Here is a 19,427-nt window from a genome sequence, read left to right as displayed (position 1 = left end):
GGCGGATCCGCGACCCCTGCCGGCACGGCCGGCGGAGCGACTCTAGTGTAGAGCAGCGCTTTTAAAGGCTGCAAGCCCGCTGGACATACGGATTGGGGTTGCCCTGAACCGCGGCGATCCGCTGGTTGTGCTTGCATTCCCATTCGGTCACCGGATAGGCGCGATCCCATACCTCAAATAGATGAGTTTGCGCCCGGGAAAGACGCAATTGATAACGATCGCGCATGTAGAAGTAGGTCCGGGCGATAGCGCCGCGGGCGTGGGCCGGCAGGCTCAGCCTGCTTGTTTTTAAAATCGATTTTCATTTCACATCGGCCGTATTGACCCTCTCCGTCGCGCCATTGACTGTACTGGTAGTTGCCGCGATCTCCATTGACCTCGCCGATCGCGGGCTGCAAGTTATGCAGGTCGGTTTCGATTTGCCGATACACGGGGTCTTTGGCGCAGTTTTTACGCCCGCCGTTTTGCCAGCATTGGCGCTGATGAACGAATTCCCAAGCCGGTACCACATGTTCCCATTTGATGCGGTTGGCGCACAGCTCGCTTTTACGAACCTGATAGCCGCAGGACGCCAGATCCGGGATGCCCTTTTTGCCCTGCTAGTTTATGCGGCAATCACAATAAAAAGTACTGGGCGCGTCGCGATTGATTTTCACCGCTGCCGCTTTTGCCTGGTTAAAATTGGTGATTTCATGCACCTTGGCCGTGGCGGGAAAGGAAAAGGTAAGTACGGCGGCGGGGCCAGCAGGCCGAAAATTTTATGCAGCATATCAGTGTGTTCAATTTGGAAAAGCGCAGGTTACCTAATTGCGTCGCGACAGACAAATCGAACGCGCGCCGCGCCGGCAGGTGGAAATCAGGGGGAAGCATTGTGGAATATTACTGTTTCGTACCGGTCGCCTCGGGCTGCAAGATGTCGCCGCAGCGAGAGGGAAAGGTAGATCTACGCACCGCCGCCAAATCGAATTCATGGGTGCGGCGGACGGGCGTTTGCAACACGGTAGTCATCATCCAGCGCCACTCCCGGCCGTGGGGCGCGACCCGGCCAAATTGGCGATACACCAGCAGATGTGCCAGCTTGTGCGGCACCACTTCGTCGATAAAACGTTGCTGATTCTGCAGCAATAATTGCGGGTTCAAGCGGATTTCCCAGCGCTCCAGCCAGGCGGTACCGGCGGAGGTGCCGCGCTGTTGATAGCTTACCGCCGGTTCGGGAAAGGTACAGTCAAAATACTCCCCTGCCTGTGCGAGCTTGGCCTGCAGGCTCTGCATGACGCCCTGCTGCAGGGCGATAGGGATGCGTAACGGTTTCATATCCGCCAGCTTAATCGTCGGCGCCAAAGGATGCAACCCTATGGCAATACCACGCGACGATACGTGGCGACACCACCTGGCTACGCAGGATCAAAACCAAGCCGCTGCGCACCAAGGCCACAGGGTAAACCCGGACCAGGTTATCGGGCAAAAAAACGCCGCCGTCGAGTCGGGCGGCGGCGTTTTGGCGACAGACGTGAGCGGTCAGTCCCGCGCACCGATTTACCGGTCATCAGGTTACGTTCAATATGCTCAAGCGAAACGTTTTTGGTTTCCGGAATCAGCATAATGGTCAATACGATAAACAGAACGTTAAGCGCGCCGTAGACCCAGAATGTGTTGGCATTGCCCAGCGTTTCCAGCATGGTCAGGAAGGTCGCGCCGACGATCATGTTGGCAATCCAGTTGGTGGTGGAGACGGTAATACCAAAAGCGCGCCCTTTCAGCGGCTGGATTTCGGAACACAATATCCAAATCAGCTGGCCGGCGCTCATGGCGAAACCGACGATAAACAGCATCAACATGACAATCGCAAAGTATTTTTGGAAGTCGGTGTCGACGCCCAGATGGAGCAGCGTGCCCAGCACGCCCATGCCGACCGCCATAACCAGAAAACCGAGTTTTAGCGTCGGTTTACGGCCCCAGCGATCCACCAGCCCGATGGCGATAAATGTCGCCAGTACGTTGACCAACCCGACAATCACCATTCCCCACATTTGGTTGGCGGTGTTGGTAAAGCCGGCGATACAGAAGATTTTCGGCGCGTAATACATAATGACATTCATACCGGTGAATTGCTGCATCACCTGCAACAGGACGCCGAGGAATACCGCGTGGCGGAAATTGGCGTTGTCTTTAAACGGTGCCCAGCCGCTTTGTTTGATTTTCAAACTTGCGCGGATCTCATCTAGCTCCTTGCGCACCTGTTCGCTGGAGCTGCGCAGCATATCCAGCACTTTCTGCGCTTCATGGTAACGTCCTCGCGCTGCAAGCCAGCGCGGGCTTCCCGGCAAAAACAGGACGTCGATAAACAGCAGCACCGCGGGGATGGTGATGATGCCCAGCATCCAGCGCCAGGATCCGCTATAGCTGAAAGCGGTATCAGACAGGTAGGCCGCTAAAATCCCGATGGTGATCATCAACTGATACATGGAAATCATCGAGCCGCGGATTTTTTCCGGCGCGATTTCCGACAAATAAAGCGGTGCGGTAATAAGAAGCAATCCCGACCGCCAGACCCAGCAGAATACGGGCGATAATAAGGGATTCCACATTGGGTGATAGCGCCGACCACAGCGAACCGATAATGAACAAAACGGCGCCGGTAAGCAGGCTGAATTTCCGCCCTAGCTTGGCCGACATCCAACCAGCGGCGAGTGCGCCCACCGCGGCGCCAAACACCATAGAACTGACGACCCATTCCTGTTGACGATTATCGATATGCAAATCCGTAGACAGGAAAGGCAGCGCGCCGGCGATGACGCCAATATCCAGTCCAAATAGCAGGCCGGCCAACGCCGCCATAAAACAAACAAAAAAAGTAAAACGAGCATGAGAACTGCCGGGTTTATGTGTGGCAGTACTCATAATGCCTCCGTGTACTACGTAAATTAATAATTGTGAATGTTATGTAAATGTATGCTGAAAAAGTGTGAAATTTATCACAGTTATGTGATCGGTTACACACGCATATCCCTGTCCATCAGCATATTCATCCGTAGTGTAATGCGATACCCCGCTAATATAGGGCATTAATAGGCGTTGTCATCGGGAATAATCCGGATGTCATGTCCATTTTGTAACGATTAAGAAATTGAGTGCGATTGAGACTCCATTATTTAGTTAATATGTTGATTTAAAATTTAAAATAATATGTAATCGATTCTAAAAAAGAGCATGACCTGTCTGAAACAGCCGCGTTTTTTAGTGTAGATGAAACAAAAATTTTCGCTGAATAAGTTTTAATGAGCTCAACCGTGCGACTTAAGTGTGTTCACGGCGTCATAAGGTTATGAGTGCAGTTCAAACGCGTTCATTGCGACATAACACTACCAGGACAGCTTGTGCACTTACGGTGGCATAACAGACATCAAGACGACATAACCTGAGGGCGTGACAACCCCTTACCTGCGGTATAGCGGTTATTACGGCTGCTGTGAGAGCGACAACGCGCGTTATTTCAGGCCGGCGGCGTCACGTAGCAGTAGTTCAGCTTTATCGGTCTTCTCCCACGGGAAATGCTCGCGGCCGAAGTGGCCATAGGCAGCAGTTTCACGGTAGATTGGCTGCAGCAGATCCAGCATGGTGATAAGCCCGTGAGGACGCAGGTCGAAAAACTCGCGCACCAGCGCCGTCAGATTATCCGCCGGAATCTTTTCAGTGCCGAAGGTTTCGATGGTGATGGAGGTCGGCTCCGCCACGCCGATGGCGTAGGACACCTGGATTTCACAGCGTTCGGCCAGACCGGCTGCAACGATGTTTTTTGCCACGTAGCGCGCGGCATAGGCGGCCGAACGGTCCACCTTGGACGGATCCTTGCCGGAGAAGGCGCCACCGCCGTGACGGGCCATGCCGCCGTAGGTGTCGACAATGATTTTGCGGCCGGTCAGACCGCAATCGCCCATCGGGCCGCCGATGACAAAGCGGCCGGTCGGGTTGATAAAATATTTGGTCTGGGCGGAGAGCCATTCCGCGGGCAGAACCGGCTTGATGATCTCTTCCATCACCGCTTCTTTCAACTGCGGCAGGGCGATATCTTCGGCATGCTGGGTCGACAGCACCACGGCGTCGATACCCACCACCTTGCCGTTGTCGTAGGCGAAGGTGACCTGGCTTTTGGCGTCCGGACGCAGCCAGGGTAGGGTACCGTTTTTCCGCACCTGTGACTGGCGCGCCACCAGACGGTGCGCGTAAGTAATCGGCGCAGGCATTAGCACATCGGTTTCATTGGTGGCGTAGCCGAACATCATCCCCTGGTCGCCCGCGCCCTGTTCCAAAGGATCGGTGCGATCCACGCCCTGATTAATATCCGGAGACTGTTTACCAATGGCGCTCAGCACGGCGCAAGAGTTAGCGTCAAACCCCATATCCGAATGGATGTAACCGATCTCGCGGATAGTGCTGCGCGTCAATTCTTCGATATCCACCCAGGCGCTGGTGGTGATTTCGCCGCCCACCAGGACCATGCCGGTCTTAACATAGGTTTCGCAGGCGACTCGCGCCTTGGGATCCTGCGCCAGAATGGCGTCCAGCACGGCGTCGGAAATCTGGTCCGCGATTTTATCAGGATGCCCTTCTGAAACAGATTCAGATGTAAATAGGTGTTTAGCCATTGGTCTTTTTACCTTTGGATGCGGGTTGGAAATGACTGTGTAGCGCTGGGGACGGGGCACCCGCAATGCACGATGCCCTGATGATGACGGTACGCGTCATGCTGCCTCCCCCGGAAACTGTTGTTCAGCAGTAAAACAGTTAATCAGTATAGATGGATTAACTTCTGGATGGCTATTTTAGGGCAGTGTGTTGGTTGAACGCCAGTAATTTTTTGGCTGAAATAAATCAGCCCGATGCTACAAAGGACAAAAAAACGTCAATAAAGTGACATAGGCCAATTTCATTTTGCTTTTTTCCCCCTACGGAGGTATAAAATCGCGCGCGTTAACAATCAGGTAACGTAAAAATTAACCGAAAAGGCGCGCAAACCTTTTACACTCAATCTCCGGCCCCGGCGGTTCCGGGCCGCGTTTGCTCAGGAGAGACAGGATTCATGACGCGTACGATGCCAGTCGTTTCTGCCCCCCGTCTCCCGTGTGGGGCGCGTGTATCCTTTCTTGTCGAAGTCGCCGCCCGACCGGAGCGGCTCAGGACGCCCAGGCCGGCTAAGTGCCGCGGGGTTCTGATTTCGGGTCAGTCTGCCTTTCATGCGATCCTAATTGATGGCGTTCCGCCATCCTGTAGCACGGAGTTCACCAAGGTGTTTTACAATTACTGTCTGGATAGACCGGACGCCGGCGGCGTTTCTTGCCGCTCTCGTTGCGCGCGGGCGGGGTTCTGTTGCCGGCGCTTACCCGATGTGGGTCGACAAGCGGGCTTCGCGTCCGGGAGGATGCCGCCATGACTGACTCGCGACCGAACCCGGAGCCGCGCGGCTCGAAAAGACACTTTGCGCTCAATGCAGGAGGTAGCCATGAACGACAGCGACGCCAGTAAAATGCTGCGAACCTATAATGTCACGTACTGGGGCAATAACTACTATGACGTTAATGAGTTGGGTCATATCAGCGTTTGCCCGGATCCGGACTTTCCCGAAGCGTGCGTCGATCTGGCCGAATTGGTGAAACAGCGTCAAGCCGACGGCCAGCGTCTGCCGGCGCTGTTCTGTTTTCCGCAGATCCTGCAACACCGTTTGCGTTCCATTAACGCCGCTTTCCAGCGCGCGCGGGATTCCTTTGGCTATCAGGGCGGCTATTTTCTGGTTTACCCGATTAAGGTTAACCAGCACCGCCGCGTTATCGAGTCACTGGTCAACTCCGGTGAGCCCCTGGGTCTGGAGGCCGGCTCCAAGGCAGAGCTGATGGCGGTGATCGCTCATGCCGGCATGACCCGCACGGTGATTGTCTGCAACGGCTATAAAGATCGGGAATATATTCGTCTGGCGCTTATCGGTGAGAAGATCGGCCATAAAGTCTATCTGGTGATTGAAAAACTTTCCGAAATTACACTGGTGCTTGAAGAGGCAGAACGGCTGAATGTCGTACCGCGCCTCGGCGTACGCACCCGTCTGGCCTCTCAGGGCTCCGGCAAATGGCAATCCAGCGGCGGCGAGAAGTCCAAATTCGGTCTGGCGGCGGCGCAGGTGCTGCAACTGGTCGATCTACTGCGTGCGAAAGGGCGGTTGGACAGTCTGCAATTACTGCATTTCCATTTGGGTTCCCAATTGTCGAATATTCGCGATATCGCTTCCGGCGTACGTGAGTCGGCGCGTTTTTATGTTGAATTGCATAAACTGGGGGTCCGTATTGAATGTTTCGACGTCGGCGGCGGTTTGGGGGTCGATTATGAAGGCACCCGTTCCCAATCCGACGGCTCGGCCAATTATGGCCTGAACGAGTATGCCAACAATGTCATTTGGGGCATCGGCGATGCCTGTAATGAATACGGCCTGCCGCACCCAACGGTCATTACCGAGTCTGGACGGGCGGTAACGGCGCATCATACCGTGCTGGTGTCGAATGTTATCGGCGTGGAGCGCAATGAATTCAGCGAACCACACCCGCCGGAAGCGGACGCCCCGCGCGCGCTGGAAAGCCTGTGGCAGACCTGGCAGGAGATGCAAGAGCCGCGCAACCGCCGTTCGTTACGTGAATGGTTGCACGACAGCCAGATGGACCTGCATGATGTTCATACACAATATACTCACGGTATGCTGGATTTGACGCAGCGTGCCTGGGCGGAGCAGCTGTATCTCAGCATTTGCCGCTTGATCCAGACGCAGCTCGACCCTAGTAATCGCGCCCACCGGCCGATTATCGATGAATTGCAGGAACGCATGGCGGATAAGCTGTACGTGAACTTCTCGCTGTTCCAATCGATGCCGGACGCCTGGGGTATCGACCAATTGTTCCCGGTTCTGCCGCTGGCGGGACTGGATAAACCGCCGGAAGGGCGTGCGGTACTGTTGGATATTACCTGTGACTCTGACGGTACCATTGATCATTATATTGATGGCGACGGCATCGCCACCACCATGCCGATGCCGCCCTATGATGCCGATAACCCGCCGCCCCTCGGCTTTTTCATGGTGGGCGCCTACCAGGAAATCCTCGGTAACATGCATAATCTGTTCGGCGATACCGCGGCCGTCGATGTGTATGTGTTCAAGGACGGCAGCATGGAATTGAACGAGTCGGACGAAGGGGATACCGTCGCCGATATGCTGCGCTATGTGCAGCTGGATCCCGACGTGTTGCTGACCCGTTTCCGAGACCAGGTGAAAGACACCGATCTGGATGCTGGATTGCAAAGTGAATTCCTGGAGGAATTCGAGGCGGGCCTGTACGGTTACACTTATCTGGAAGATGAATAACGTTAAGTAAGGAATGAAGATGACGACCCTGGGTCATAATTACGATAACTCGCTGGTATCGAATGCTTTTGGTTTCTTGCGTTTGCCGCTGGAATTCAACCCATATGCCACGGACGCCGACTGGGTCATCACCGGTATTCCGTTCGATATGGCCACCTCCGGACGTGCCGGCTGCCGGCACGGGCCCGCCGCGATACGCCAGGTTTCCACCAACCTGGCCTGGGAAGGCTGCCGTTGGCCATGGGATTTCGATGTGCGTAAGCGCTTGAAAGTGGTCGATTGCGGCGATCTGGTGTATGAGTTCGGCGATGCGCAGGATTTTTGCGATAAATTGCAGGACCACGCCGAGCGGCTGCTGGCGGCCGGCAAGCGGATGCTGTCGTTCGGCGGCGATCACTTCGTTACCCTGCCGTTGCTGTGCGCCCACGCCAAGCACTTTGGCAAAATGGCGCTGGTGCATTTTGACGCTCACACCGATACCTATGCCAACGGCAGCAAGTTCGATCATGGCTCCATGTTTTATCATGCGCCAAACGAAGGGTTAATCAGCCCCGCGCATTCTGTGCAGATAGGCATCCGCACCGAGTTTGAACGCGATAACGGTTTCACCGTGCTGGATGCGGGACAGGTTAATGACCGCAGCGTTGATGACATCCTGGCGCAGGTGAAGCAGATTGTGGGTAACCTGCCGGTCTATTTGACCTTTGATATCGACTGTCTCGATCCTTCGGCGGCGCCCGGCACCGGTACGCCGGTTATCGGCGGCCTGACCAGCGATCGGGCGTTAAAGCTGGTGCGCGGGCTGCAACCGTTGAATATCGTTGGTATGGATATCGTCGAGGTCGCGCCGGCCTACGATCAGGCGCAGATTACCGCGCTGGTCGCCGCCACGCTGGCGCTGGAAATGCTTTACATCCAGGGTGCCAAGCGGGGCGACGACTGACGGGAAAGGCGGTGTGCTGGATAACCCCAGCGATTTTGCCAGCACGCGCCAAGGGTCCGCCAGACGCGGGACTTGCGCGACGTCCACTTCTGCGCCCGCAGTGGCAAACGACATGGTTTGTCTGCTTTCGTCCGCGGCGCGAGCCGTGCCGCGGGCGGCCGCGCCGTTTGCCCGCGGGTAAGGTCTAGTTCAATAACAACAGGCACGACAAGTCGTCGCCATAATTCAGTTTATCGATGAGCGCATCAAGCTGGGGCCGGAAATGGGCGGAGTGCATCGTCACGGTGGCGTAATGACTAAAAGTTAACTGAACCGCTTCTTCCGATACGGCGCCGCACGGACCGACTGTACCGATAGCAAGGTTTTCAGGTAGAAAAAATCGATAAAATAGTAATATAAAGTTCTTAAGCTATGGCTAAGATCCTTTAAGCCGAATGTGGTGTGATGGAACAGATACAAAAAATAGTTCTTAAGGACGTGCGGTGCGGTCAGGCAACTGTCGTTAAGCAGTTTTCTCCATTCGTCATCCAATATTTGCCAATTCTCGGGCATAGCCGCTTGCAACGTTTCGTCTTGCAGACCAAAAAATTGCATAGTATCGCCAACCGAGGAAAGTAAGTATTGTCGCGATCGTCCCGTGGTGGTGAAAAAACGCAGCATCACCAAAAGCAAAGAGAATTTGCAGTGGTGTCTGGCCGGTGTGGTGATAGCCTTTCTTTTTTGATAAATCTGGCCGTCCGTCAACTCCTTGACGAGCGAGGTAAACAGACTTTCCACCCGTGGGTAATTCTCTTCCACCCGATAATTCAGCGATTGTAAGAAGATCATAAACTGTACTAAAGCATACAGGTTGTCTTCGATAAAGGGGCTGTGCGCTATAATCAAATGACGGCAGAATAACTGAATAATCTGTCGCTCCTGAGTAACGTCTTCTCGCCGAGTGCTGCCGGCGGACTCGGTGATTTTAGTGCGTTTTACGCTGGTTTTTTTCTCATATTTCAATGCATCGGGGTCAAACAGCACCAGGTGTACCGCTTCCGGACACGACGAACTTAATGAATGCTGGCGATAACTTTGGATGGACGTTTCAATACGCGGATAGGTTTGGCAGGTTCGGCTCAATGCATTCGGACCCAGCGTCAGGTAGATGTTGCACAGTTTTTTTGGTTGAGAAAAGGGCAATCGCCATCCTCTTTTAGCGCGATATAGGCGTAGCGCTGATTATGCTGTTCTGAGCTATGAGGAATTAGATATTTTTCGGTAATATATTTCACTTATATTTAATGATCAGGATTATATATTTTGTAGGTTTTTTATCTATATGAATCGCCCACCCGCGGCAGCAGTGGGAGAGGCATTGCTCGCCTCGTCATTTGAAATTTCTATAGAAAACAGGCGTGATCTCACGATGCAGTTTCATGCATTAAACTCTGGCATTAGGAAAAGTAAGGGGGGCACGTTATCAGCTGAGGTCGCCCGGCAATCGCCATAAGACCGCGACAAAAGCACGCCGTTTTATGACCGCCGGCAGACTCTTCCTCTGGCACCATTTTGGCCGGGCGTTCAGGCTTGCCAGTCCCCGGCGACCCGCACCCCGGCACCCTCGTCTCCCGGTCGCGACGGCTAACGTATTCAGAGCGGATAACAGACCGTCGGTAGTAGACGGAATCGTTGGAATTGTCATGGCCCCGGCGCGATAATTTTGAGCCATTAAGAAGATCTGTATCATAAAATCAGCAAATTTATTCCTGCCGCGCGACCAGATTTGATTATTCTAGATGAATCGATTCATTCATCAGCTTGGCGATCACGGCGGCCGTGACCCCGGCAAGTGATGTTGCGTGCGGTCTTACTCCCCGAGCGGATGGCAAAAGCGGGCACTGGCGTTATTTCGTGATATAGTTGATAACAGAGAATTATTAGTCAGGCTGACATGCTTTGCGCGCCGCCGGCAGGTCGCCCGCCGTGGTGAGCGGGTAAAGGACAACGTTTAAGCGTCTGATATGACAGAGAATCAGGCCTGGCCCATTGGCATTGAATGGACGGGGTCACAAGCGACTATTGGTCCGGTGTGAGGAAGCCTTTCCCCGCCGCTCAGGCAATTTAGCAAGCATCAAACAAGAGGGTTCACCATGGCTGTAATTAAGATGACCGATCTGGATCTGGCTGGTAAACGTGTATTTATCCGTTCCGATCTGAACGTGCCGGTTAAAGACGGGAAAGTAACGTCCGATGCGCGTATCCGCGCCTCTCTACCTACTATCGAAGACTCACTGAAACAGGGCGCGCGCGTCATGGTGACCTCCCATCTCGGCCGCCCGACTGAAGGGGAATATAACGCCGAGTTTTCGCTGCAGCCGGTGGTGGATTATCTCGAAAATAAACTCTCCGCGCCGGTGCGTCTGGCCAAAGATTACCTTGATGGCGTAGATGTCGCCGAGGGCGAACTGGTCGTGCTGGAAAACGTGCGCTTCAACAAGGGCGAAAAGAAAGATGACGAAGCCCTGGCGAAGAAATATGCCGCGCTGTGCGACGTGTTCGTCATGGATGCCTTCGGTACCGCCCACCGCGCTCAGGCCTCCACCCACGGCGTAGGTAAATTCGCGGCCGTCGCTTGCGCCGGCCCGCTGCTATTCAATGAGCTGGAAGCGCTGGGCAAAGCGCTTGATAACCCGGCCCGGCCGATGGTGGCCATCGTTGGCGGTTCAAAAGTCTCCACCAAGCTGACTGTATTGGATTCACTGTCGAAAATTGCCGATCAGCTCATCGTCGGCGGCGGCATCGCCAACACCTTCGTTGCGGCGCAGGGGCATAACGTCGGTAAATCGCTCTACGAAGCCGACCTGATCTCGGAAGCCAAACGCCTGCTGGAAAGCAGCGATATTCCCGTACCGACCGATGTTCGCGTCGCTACCGAATTTTCTGAAACCGCGACCGCAACCTTGAAATCCACCAGCGAAATTCAAGACAGTGAACAGATTCTGGATTTGGGCGATGTTTCCGTCGCCCGTCTGGCGGAAATTCTGAAAAACGCCAAAACCATTTTGTGGAATGGTCCGGTCGGCGTGTTCGAGTTCGCCAATTTCCGTAAAGGCACCGAGGTGGTAGCCCGCGCTATCGCCGATAGCGAGGCATTCTCTATAGCCGGCGGCGGAGATACCCTGGCGGCCATCGACCTGTTTGGCATTGCCGATCAAATCTCCTATATTTCCACTGGCGGCGGCGCTTTCCTTGAATTTGTCGAAGGCAAGAAACTTCCCGCGGTGGTCATGCTTGAAGAACGCGCGAAACAATAAGTATTGAGCGGGCGCACGCCACCGGTGTTCGCCGCGGCTGGTACACAGGCTCGGGCCGCGGTGAGAAGTCACCCCTTTTAATGGCCTACAAAACAGGACAAAGTAATATGTCTAAGATTTTCGATTTTGTTAAACCAGGTGTCATCACCGGTGATGACGTTCAGAAAGTGTTCGCTGTCGCGAAAGAAAACAACTTTGCTCTGCCCGCTGTCAACTGTGTAGGCACCGATTCCATTAACGCCGCGCTGGAAGCGGCTGCCAAGGTGCGCGCTCCGATTATCGTGCAATTTTCCAACGGCGGCGCCGCCTTTATCGCGGGCAAAGGCTTGAAAGCCGAAGGTCAGACTGCGGCCGTCCTGGGCGCGGTGTCCGGCGCGCTGCATGTGCACCATATGGCCGAGCATTACGGCATCCCCGTTATTCTGCATACCGACCATTGCGCCAAGAAGCTGCTGCCGTGGCTTGACGGACTGCTGGACGCCGGCGAGAAACATTATGCCGCCACCTGCAAGCCGCTTTTCTCATCCCATATGATCGATCTGTCCGAAGAGTCGCTTGAAGAGAACATCGAAATCAGCGCGAAATATCTGACGCGTATGGCCAAGCTGGATATGACGCTGGAAATCGAGCTGGGTTGCACTGGCGGTGAAGAAGACGGCGTAGACAACAGCCATCTGGATAACTCCGCGCTGTACACCCAGCCGGAAGATGTCGCCTATGCCTATGAAAAACTACATGCCATCAGCCCGCGTTTCACCATTGCGGCCGCGTTCGGCAACGTTCATGGCGTTTACAAGCCGGGTAACGTGCAGCTGACGCCAAAAATTCTGGATAATTCGCAAAAATACGTTTCGGAAAAATTTGGTCTGCCGGCCAAATCCCTGAATTTGGTCTTCCACGGCGGTTCAGGTTCTACGCCGGAAGAAATCAAGGAAGCCGTCAGCTACGGCGTGGTTAAAATGAATATCGATACTGATACTCAGTGGGCCACCTGGGAAGGGATTCTGAAATATTACCAGAAGAACGAAGGTTACCTGCGGGCACAGCTGGGCAACCCGGAAGGCGCCGATAAACCCAACAAGAAGTTCTACGATCCGCGTGTGTGGATCCGCGCCGGTCAAGCCTCCATGGCGACGCGCCTGGAGCTGGCCTTTAAAGAACTGAACGCTATCGACGTACTGTAACTGAGTGGCCCCACACCGCGCGTAGCGCGGTGTGGGGCCATGTGTTCCCTCCCGCCGTGATGCGGGTTGGACGTTAATCGCCGCACTATCCACCGGAAAGTCGTCTCTCCTCTGGATGGCGCGGTTTTTTTGTTCCCTGAGACGGGAGCGGACGCCCTGTCGGGGCGGGCAACGGTCAGAGATAACAAGGACCGCAGCCTTTATTAACTAAATGAAAAATAGGGATTTTTTATACCCATTTTGCCAATGCTATTGGCAAAATGGGGCGTTGCGGTATAGGCTTAATACTGTTTTGTCATCGGCGCCAGGCCGAGAGACCTTTGAAATACACCAGAGCGGAAAACCTAAATGGAAGATATAGACGTTGTTGATAAAATCAATCATGCCGGCAACTGGCTGGTTAATAATCAAGAGTTACTGATCCATTACGCGGTCAATATCGTCGCTGCGATCATTATCCTGTTTATCGGTTTGCTGATCTCGCGGATTGTCGCCCGTACACTGAACCGGATGATGAAGGCGCGTCACATCGACGCCACGGTAGCCGATTTCGTCTCGGCGGTTTTGCGCTACGGCATCGTGATTTTCACCCTTATCGCCGCCCTAAACCGGATAGGCGTACAGACCGCTTCGATCATCGCCGTTATCGGTGCCGCCGGTTTGGCTATCGGCCTGGCCCTGCAGGGGTCCCTGTCCAACTTTGCGGCAGGGGTGCTGCTGGTGACCTTCCGCCATTTCCACGCCGGCGACTATGTGGATTTTTCTGGCACTTCGGGTACAGTGTTGGTAGTGCAGATCTTCTCCACCACGCTGAAAACCTATGACGGCAAAATTGTGGTGGTGCCCAATAGCAAAATTCTTTCCGGCAATATTACCAACTTCTCCCAAGAGCCGAACCGGTTAATCGATACCATCATCAGCGTCAGCTATGATGCCGATATCGATGTCGTGAAGAAGCTGATTACCGATATTCTGGTCGCCGATAGCCGCGTGATTCAGGATATGGGCCTGACCGTGCGGTTAAATGCGCTGGGCCCGTCCTCGATGGATTTCATGGTGCGGGCCTGGGTTCCGCGCAGCGATCAGAAAAACGCGACTTTCGACCTGCTGGAAAAAGCCAAGGTTGCTCTGGATGAGCATCAGATCGGTATTCCCTATCCGCAAATGGATGTGCATCTCTACCGCGCGCCGAAAGCGCGGTCTGAGCAGGATCAGCAAATGGCTAACGCCGCGACCTCATTAGACGCCGCCCGTGCCGAGGAAGAGAGCCAGCAGGTGCAATCGCAGCCCGACGCCGATACCGGCAAGCCGGAGCCGGTCGCCTAAGCCGGCGCTATATAGTGCTGCGCGCCGCCAAGGCAGGTTAAAAGTAGAGTCGCACCTTGCCGCCGGGCAACGATAAATGCCCGGCGGCGCGGTATTTCCCATCCCTGATACCCCGCGTCCCGTCAGCCTGTGGGTGCTGCGCAAGGCGCCTGACCCGTTTTCCTGAGCGACCTGGGTCGCATTGCGCACCGCCGCACGCCAATTTATCATTTCCCCTCGCGCCGTCGGCGCGGGCACACATTAACGCCGCTTATCGGGGATAAGATCATTCCATTTCAACCGTCGCCGGACGGCCGGTAAACTGCCCGCCTCAACAGGCAACCAGCAGGGCGGCATATGTGGCGTTTGTTCTTACAAGGATTTTTTCTCGGCATGGCCTTGATTGTGCCTATCGGGCCGCAGAACGTGATGGTGATGAATCAGGGGATACGGCGGCAATATTTTTTGCTGGCTGCGACGCTGTGTTTCATCAGCGATCTGTTGCTTATCTGCGCGGGGGTGTCCGGCGGCGCAGCGCTGGTTGGCCGCTCGCCGTGGCTATTGCTGGCGATCACGCTGGCCGTCGTTTTGTTTCTCGGCGGCTATGGTTTTTGCGCCTTGCGCAACGGCTGGTGAGGCACGGTGACGCAGGGCGATACGCGGGCGACCGCCGGCAGTAGCCGACGTAGGGTGCTATTGACCATTCTCGCGTTGACCTGGCTCAATCCTCATACGGTGGTGATACTCGGTAGCGTCGCCGGCCAATTGGCGCCTGCGGATCGCGGCTGGTTTGCCGGCGGCACCATCAGCGCTTCACTGGTCTGGTTTTACGGGTTGGCGCCTTGGCTTATTCAACCCCGGGTGCAGCGCGCCATTCAGTGACTGGTGGGCATTGTCATGTGGTGCGTAGCGCTGCAACTTCTCCATCAGGGTTGGCGGATGTTCAGGCTGCTGGTTGCTTTTTAGGCAGTCCGTGCCGCATAGGCGTTATTCAGAACTTATCCTATAGTTTTGATCATCGGCAACAGGATAGGCTGGCAACTGGTATAAACGTAACGGTAAAAAACTGCAAATAACGTTGTCCCCCGAGGGAAAAGGGGGATGATATACTTGGTTACGTTACACATTCAGCGAGTCATATTCCCCGGGAGGAAGCATGAAGGTAAAAGCACAGGTGTTAACCGCCATCGTAGGACTGGGAGCCCATATCATGCCGGCTTTGGCGGCCGAATTGCCGCAGGGACCTCATGTCGTCACCTCGGGGACATCCTCCGTCGATGCGATGCCGGATATTGCCACGCTGTCCATTGAGGTGTCCATTTCGTCCAAAGATGCTGCGGATGCCAAAAAGCAGGCCGATACCCGTGTTGCGCAATATTTCGACTTCCTCAAGAAGAACGGCATCGCCAGCAAAGATATCAATGCCGCCAATTTACGAACCCAGCCGGAATACGATTATCTCAAAACCGGCGAGTCGGTGCTGAAAGGCTATAAAGCGGTGCGCCAGGTGCAGGTGACCCTGCATCAGTTGGATAAGCTCAACGAATTGTTGGACGGCGCGCTGAAGGCGGGCTTGAATGAAATCCGCTCGGTGGATCTAGGCGTAGCCAATCCTGAGCAATATCGCGCTCAGGCCCGCCAGAAGGCGATTGATGACGCTACGGCGCAGGCGCGTGCGCTGGCGGAAGGCTTCCATGCTTCGCTGGGGTCGGTATATAGCATTCGCTATCATGTCGCCAATTACCAGCCGATGCCGGCGGTGCGGATGTTCAAAGCCACCAGCTCCTCCGTCCAGGCCGATGCCGATCAAACCTATGCCCAGCAGTCAATTCACTTCGACGATCAAGTGGACGTCGTGTTTGAAATGAAGCCAAAGCCCTAATTTCACTGCATCTGGGCCGGCGGAGCGTGGGTGTTCATCTCGCCGTCCCGGTTGCTGTTCAACACGGTGGAGAAAGATTAACCGCGCCGGGCCGTCAGACGGTCTGTGCGCGGTGCACGCGTTTGTCAGTCCTGACGCAGGACCTGATGACCGTGGTCCAGCAAGGCATCTGTTACTTTACGCATCATACGGCTTTCCGGCGCAAAACGGTGCCAGTACAGCATGCGGCGCTGATACAACCCCGGCGTCAAATCGATAAGCTCGCGCTGCTCCAGCTCGCGTTCGATTTGCAAATGCGGGATCATACAGCAGGTGGTGCCCTGTCGTGCCAGCTGCACAAAGGCCTCCGAAGAATTAACGATATGGCACGGGACGCTGCCGGGAGAGAGATCAAAGTTCTGCTGCAGGAAGGATTGGTGCATATCGTCGAGATGATCAAACGCCACAGCGGGCGCTTTGAGCAAGGCGCTGCGGGTGACGCCATTGGGGAAGTAGCGGGCCGCGAACGAAGGTGACGCGACGAACAAATAATCGAGCGCGCCCAGTCGGTCCACCAGACAGCTCGGGAGCGGCTGGGGTTGAATACTGACCGCGCCTACCACTTCGCCGCGACGCAGGCGTTCCTGGGTGCGGGTTTCGTCTTCCACCTGTAAATTTAATCGAATCGGCAAATCGCTCAGCACTGGTTTAAGCGCCGGCAGCAGCCAGGTCGCAAGACTGTCGGCGTTAACCGCCAGCGACAGCAGCAAGGGTGTATCGCTGCCCAGCCACTCTTCCTCCAGCAATTCCACCTGATGCAGCAACGCCAGTAATTTCTGCCCCTGCTCGGTGGGATGGGGAGGAATAGTGCGCACCAGCAGTGGCTGGCCAAACAGGTTTTCCAGCTGTTTAATGCGCTGCGACACGGCCGACTGGGTAATACACAATTTCTGCGCGGCACGTTCAAAACCGCGCTCACGTATTACGGCGTCAAGCGCCTGGAGCGTCCGATAATCCGGGCGTTTCATTCATCTTCCCCTGTCAGCATGATATCCCTGCACTATGCCATAGTTTTACACGATTGCGTGCGCAATGTCTCGCGCTCGACTCACGGCCTCACGAGGCCGAGGTTGTGGTAATCTTCACGCCATTGCCGCGAAGATTGATTTATACTGGCGCCCACACAGAATTGCACACGGGCAAAAATAGACCATGACGCAGGATGAACTGAAAAAAGCGGTTGGCTGGGCCGCGCTGAAATATGTCCGGCTTGGCACGATTGTGGGCGTGGGGACCGGCTCTACCGCGGCGCATTTTATCGACGCGCTGGCCTCCGTCAGGCACCAAATCGACGGGGCGGTATCCAGCTCCGAGGCATCGTCTGCCAAATTGCAAAGCCTGGGCATCCCGTTATTCGACCTGAATGAGGTGGATTCTCTGGATATTTACGTCGATGGCGCCGATGAGATTAACGGCAGCATGCAGATGATTAAAGGCGGGGGGGCTGCGCTGACCCGCGAAAAAATCATCGCCGCCGTGGCGCGTAAGTTTATCTGTATCGCCGATTCCAGCAAGCTGGTGGACGTGCTCGGCACCTTTCCGCTTCCGGTGGAGGTGATCCCCATGGCTCGCGCCTGGGTGGCTCGCGAATTGGTTCGCCTGGGCGGTGCACCGGTCTATCGTCAGGGCGTGGTGACCGACAACGGCAATATCATTCTGGATGTCCACAATCTGGCCATTATGGATGCGGTGGCGCTTGAGGAGCAAATTAACAATATCCCAGGCGTCGTTACCGTTGGCCTGTTCGCGCGCCGCGGCGCCGATGTGGCGCTTATCGGCAGCGAGCAGGGCGTCAAAATCATTGGCTAAATCGACCGTCGGCACGCGTTTAACCCTGCCGCCTATGTTAATAAAAATCCGATAATATGTTTTATTTTCCCACCCTGAATTTAGTGATTAATTTCACGCTTTTCGTCCTTGCCTACCGGATATTGTTACGTTTGCCAACCTGCCAGACGATTAATCGATAACCTGACCTTATGGCGGTGTCTTATGCTGTTGCCCCCGGCCCCATGCCGGTTGCCGGCCCGGTAAATTTTGTTATTTTGTCGGAGTGCTGCGCGTCGCAGCCGCATCGTGAGTATCTTAAAGGGTCGGGAAATGGCAAAAGTATCGTTGGAAAAAGATAAGATTAAGTTTCTGCTGGTGGAAGGTGTTCACCCGTCGGCACTGGAGAACTTGAAGCGCGCCGGTTACACCAATATTGAGTATCACAAAGGCGCATTGGATACCGAAACGCTGAAAAACGCGATCCGCGACGCTCACTTTGTCGGCATCCGTTCCCGCACCCATCTAACGGAAGAGGTTTTCGCCGTGGCGGAAAAACTGGTGGCGGTAGGCTGTTTTTGCATCGGCACCAACCAGGTCGATCTGCCGGCAGCGATGAAGCGAGGCGTTCCGGTATTCAATGCGCCTTTCTCCAACACGCGCTCCGTGGCGGAAATGGTGCTGGGGGAGATGCTGCTCATGATGCGCGGTATCCCGGAAGCCAATGCCCGGGCCCATCGCGGTCAATGGAACAAACAGGCGCAGGGCAGTTATGAAGCGCGCGGTAAAAAGCTCGGGATTGTGGGTTATGGCCACATCGGCACCCAATTAAGTATTTTGGCGGAAAGCCTGGGTATGCAGGTGTTCTTCTACGATATCGAAAGCAAGCTGACGCTGGGTAATGCGCAACAGGTCTCCACGCTGGCCGAACTGCTGGCCATGAGTGATGTAGTAAGTCTGCATGTGCCGGATACGCTGTCGACGCGCAATATGATGGGGAAAACGGAACTCGCCCAAATGAAACCCGGTTCGTTGTTAATCAACGCCTCACGCGGCACGGTTGTGGATATTCCTGCGCTGTGCGCGGCGATGGCCAGCAAACATCTGGCCGGGGCGGCGATAGACGTTTTCCCGCAGGAGCCGGCCACCAACAGCGACCCCTTCACGTCGCCGCTGTGTGAATTCGATAACGTTATTCTGACGCCGCATATTGGCGGCTCTACTCAGGAAGCCCAGGAGAATATCGGCATTGAAGTGGCCGGCAAACTGGTCAAATATTCCGATAACGGTTCTACCCTGTTGGCGGTGAATTTCCCCGAGGTGTCGCTGCCGGAGCATGGCGAACGCGTCAGCCGTTTGTTGCATATCCATGAAAACCGTCCCGGCGTGTTAACCCGCATCAACCAGATTTTTGCCGAGCTGGGGATCAATATCGCCGCACAGTATCTGCAAACGACGCCAGAAATCGGTTATGTGGTCATTGATGTTGAAACCGCGGCGAAAGACACCGCTCTGCAATTGATGAAAGCGATTTCGGGCACCATTCGTGCCCGTTTGCTTTACTGATGGCTTAAAGCAATGCTCGGTGCGTGATGGCTATCACCGCCGCCGG

Annotated in this window: 11 protein-coding genes and 4 pseudogenes; 9 read left to right on the top strand and 6 right to left on the bottom strand. The window is 55.0% G+C overall.

Going from position 1 to position 19,427, the window contains the following annotated elements:
* Positions 1-61 precede the first annotated feature (61 nt).
* From endA to metK, 4 genes and pseudogenes are all read right to left on the bottom strand, one after another.
* Positions 62-698: pseudogene (gene endA / locus SGP1_RS18475) on the bottom strand (deoxyribonuclease I).
* A gap of 220 nt (positions 699-918) precedes the next feature.
* Positions 919-1,314: pseudogene (locus tag SGP1_RS18470) on the bottom strand (SprT family zinc-dependent metalloprotease); the annotation flags it as partial.
* 140 nt (positions 1,315-1,454) lie between these two features.
* Positions 1,455-2,901 (bottom strand): annotated as a pseudogene (locus SGP1_RS18465) (sugar porter family MFS transporter).
* Positions 2,902-3,488: 587 nt separating this feature from the next.
* Positions 3,489-4,646 carry a methionine adenosyltransferase gene (metK, locus tag SGP1_RS18460; RefSeq protein ID WP_011411749.1) on the bottom strand — a complete coding sequence of 386 codons (1,158 nt, stop codon included), beginning with the start codon at positions 4,644-4,646 and terminating at the stop codon, positions 3,489-3,491.
* 839 nt (positions 4,647-5,485) lie between these two features.
* Between metK and speA the strand changes: the two genes are divergently transcribed.
* Both speA and speB read left to right on the top strand, forming a co-directional pair.
* Positions 5,486-7,399, top strand: a complete 1,914-nt coding sequence (gene speA / locus SGP1_RS18455; protein ID WP_083764919.1) for a biosynthetic arginine decarboxylase — start codon at positions 5,486-5,488, stop codon at positions 7,397-7,399.
* A gap of 19 nt (positions 7,400-7,418) precedes the next feature.
* The gene (speB, locus tag SGP1_RS18450) at positions 7,419-8,342 is read left to right on the top strand and encodes an agmatinase (protein ID WP_011411747.1); all 924 of its coding nucleotides are present in this window, start codon (positions 7,419-7,421) and stop codon (positions 8,340-8,342) included.
* Positions 8,343-8,645: 303 nt separating this feature from the next.
* On the opposite strand, the gene fliB is transcribed toward speB, so the two are convergent.
* Positions 8,646-9,524, bottom strand: coding sequence for a flagellin lysine-N-methylase (gene fliB / locus SGP1_RS18445; RefSeq protein ID WP_011411746.1), 879 nt, complete (start codon positions 9,522-9,524; stop codon positions 8,646-8,648).
* Positions 9,525-10,474: 950 nt separating this feature from the next.
* On the opposite strand from fliB, the gene pgk reads away from it, so the two are divergent.
* From pgk to SGP1_RS18420, 5 genes and pseudogenes are all read left to right on the top strand, one after another.
* Positions 10,475-11,638 (top strand): phosphoglycerate kinase, encoded by a 1,164-nt coding sequence (gene pgk, locus SGP1_RS18440; protein ID WP_011411745.1) that lies wholly within the window; start codon positions 10,475-10,477, stop codon positions 11,636-11,638.
* Positions 11,639-11,745: 107 nt separating this feature from the next.
* Complete coding sequence (gene fbaA / locus SGP1_RS18435; RefSeq protein WP_011411744.1) at positions 11,746-12,822, top strand: class II fructose-bisphosphate aldolase; 1,077 nt, start codon at positions 11,746-11,748, stop codon at positions 12,820-12,822.
* Between the two features lie 348 nt (positions 12,823-13,170).
* Positions 13,171-14,148: a small-conductance mechanosensitive channel MscS gene (gene mscS / locus SGP1_RS18430; RefSeq protein WP_011411743.1), complete on the top strand. Its 978-nt coding sequence runs from the start codon at positions 13,171-13,173 to the stop codon at positions 14,146-14,148.
* A 336-nt stretch (positions 14,149-14,484) separates the two neighbouring features.
* Positions 14,485-15,093, top strand: a pseudogene (locus tag SGP1_RS18425) (LysE family transporter).
* Between the two features lie 190 nt (positions 15,094-15,283).
* On the top strand, positions 15,284-16,009 hold the full coding sequence (locus SGP1_RS18420) for an oxidative stress defense protein (protein ID WP_011411742.1): 726 nt from the start codon (positions 15,284-15,286) through the stop codon (positions 16,007-16,009).
* Between the two features lie 125 nt (positions 16,010-16,134).
* Here the strand turns inward: SGP1_RS18420 and SGP1_RS18415 are convergent, their stop codons facing one another.
* Positions 16,135-17,016 (bottom strand): LysR family transcriptional regulator ArgP, encoded by an 882-nt coding sequence (locus SGP1_RS18415; RefSeq protein ID WP_011411741.1) that lies wholly within the window; start codon positions 17,014-17,016, stop codon positions 16,135-16,137.
* Between the two features lie 184 nt (positions 17,017-17,200).
* On the opposite strand from SGP1_RS18415, the gene rpiA reads away from it, so the two are divergent.
* Together rpiA and serA are read left to right on the top strand one after the other, a co-directional pair.
* Positions 17,201-17,857 (top strand): ribose-5-phosphate isomerase RpiA, encoded by a 657-nt coding sequence (gene rpiA / locus SGP1_RS18410; protein ID WP_011411740.1) that lies wholly within the window; start codon positions 17,201-17,203, stop codon positions 17,855-17,857.
* 291 nt (positions 17,858-18,148) lie between these two features.
* On the top strand, positions 18,149-19,381 hold the full coding sequence (gene serA, locus SGP1_RS18405) for a phosphoglycerate dehydrogenase (RefSeq protein WP_011411739.1): 1,233 nt from the start codon (positions 18,149-18,151) through the stop codon (positions 19,379-19,381).
* Positions 19,382-19,427 lie beyond the last annotated feature (46 nt).

This window comes from Sodalis glossinidius str. 'morsitans' (assembly GCF_000010085.1).
Classification (GTDB): domain Bacteria; phylum Pseudomonadota; class Gammaproteobacteria; order Enterobacterales; family Enterobacteriaceae; genus Sodalis; species Sodalis glossinidius.
This window is presented reverse-complemented; position numbering and strand designations above follow the sequence as displayed.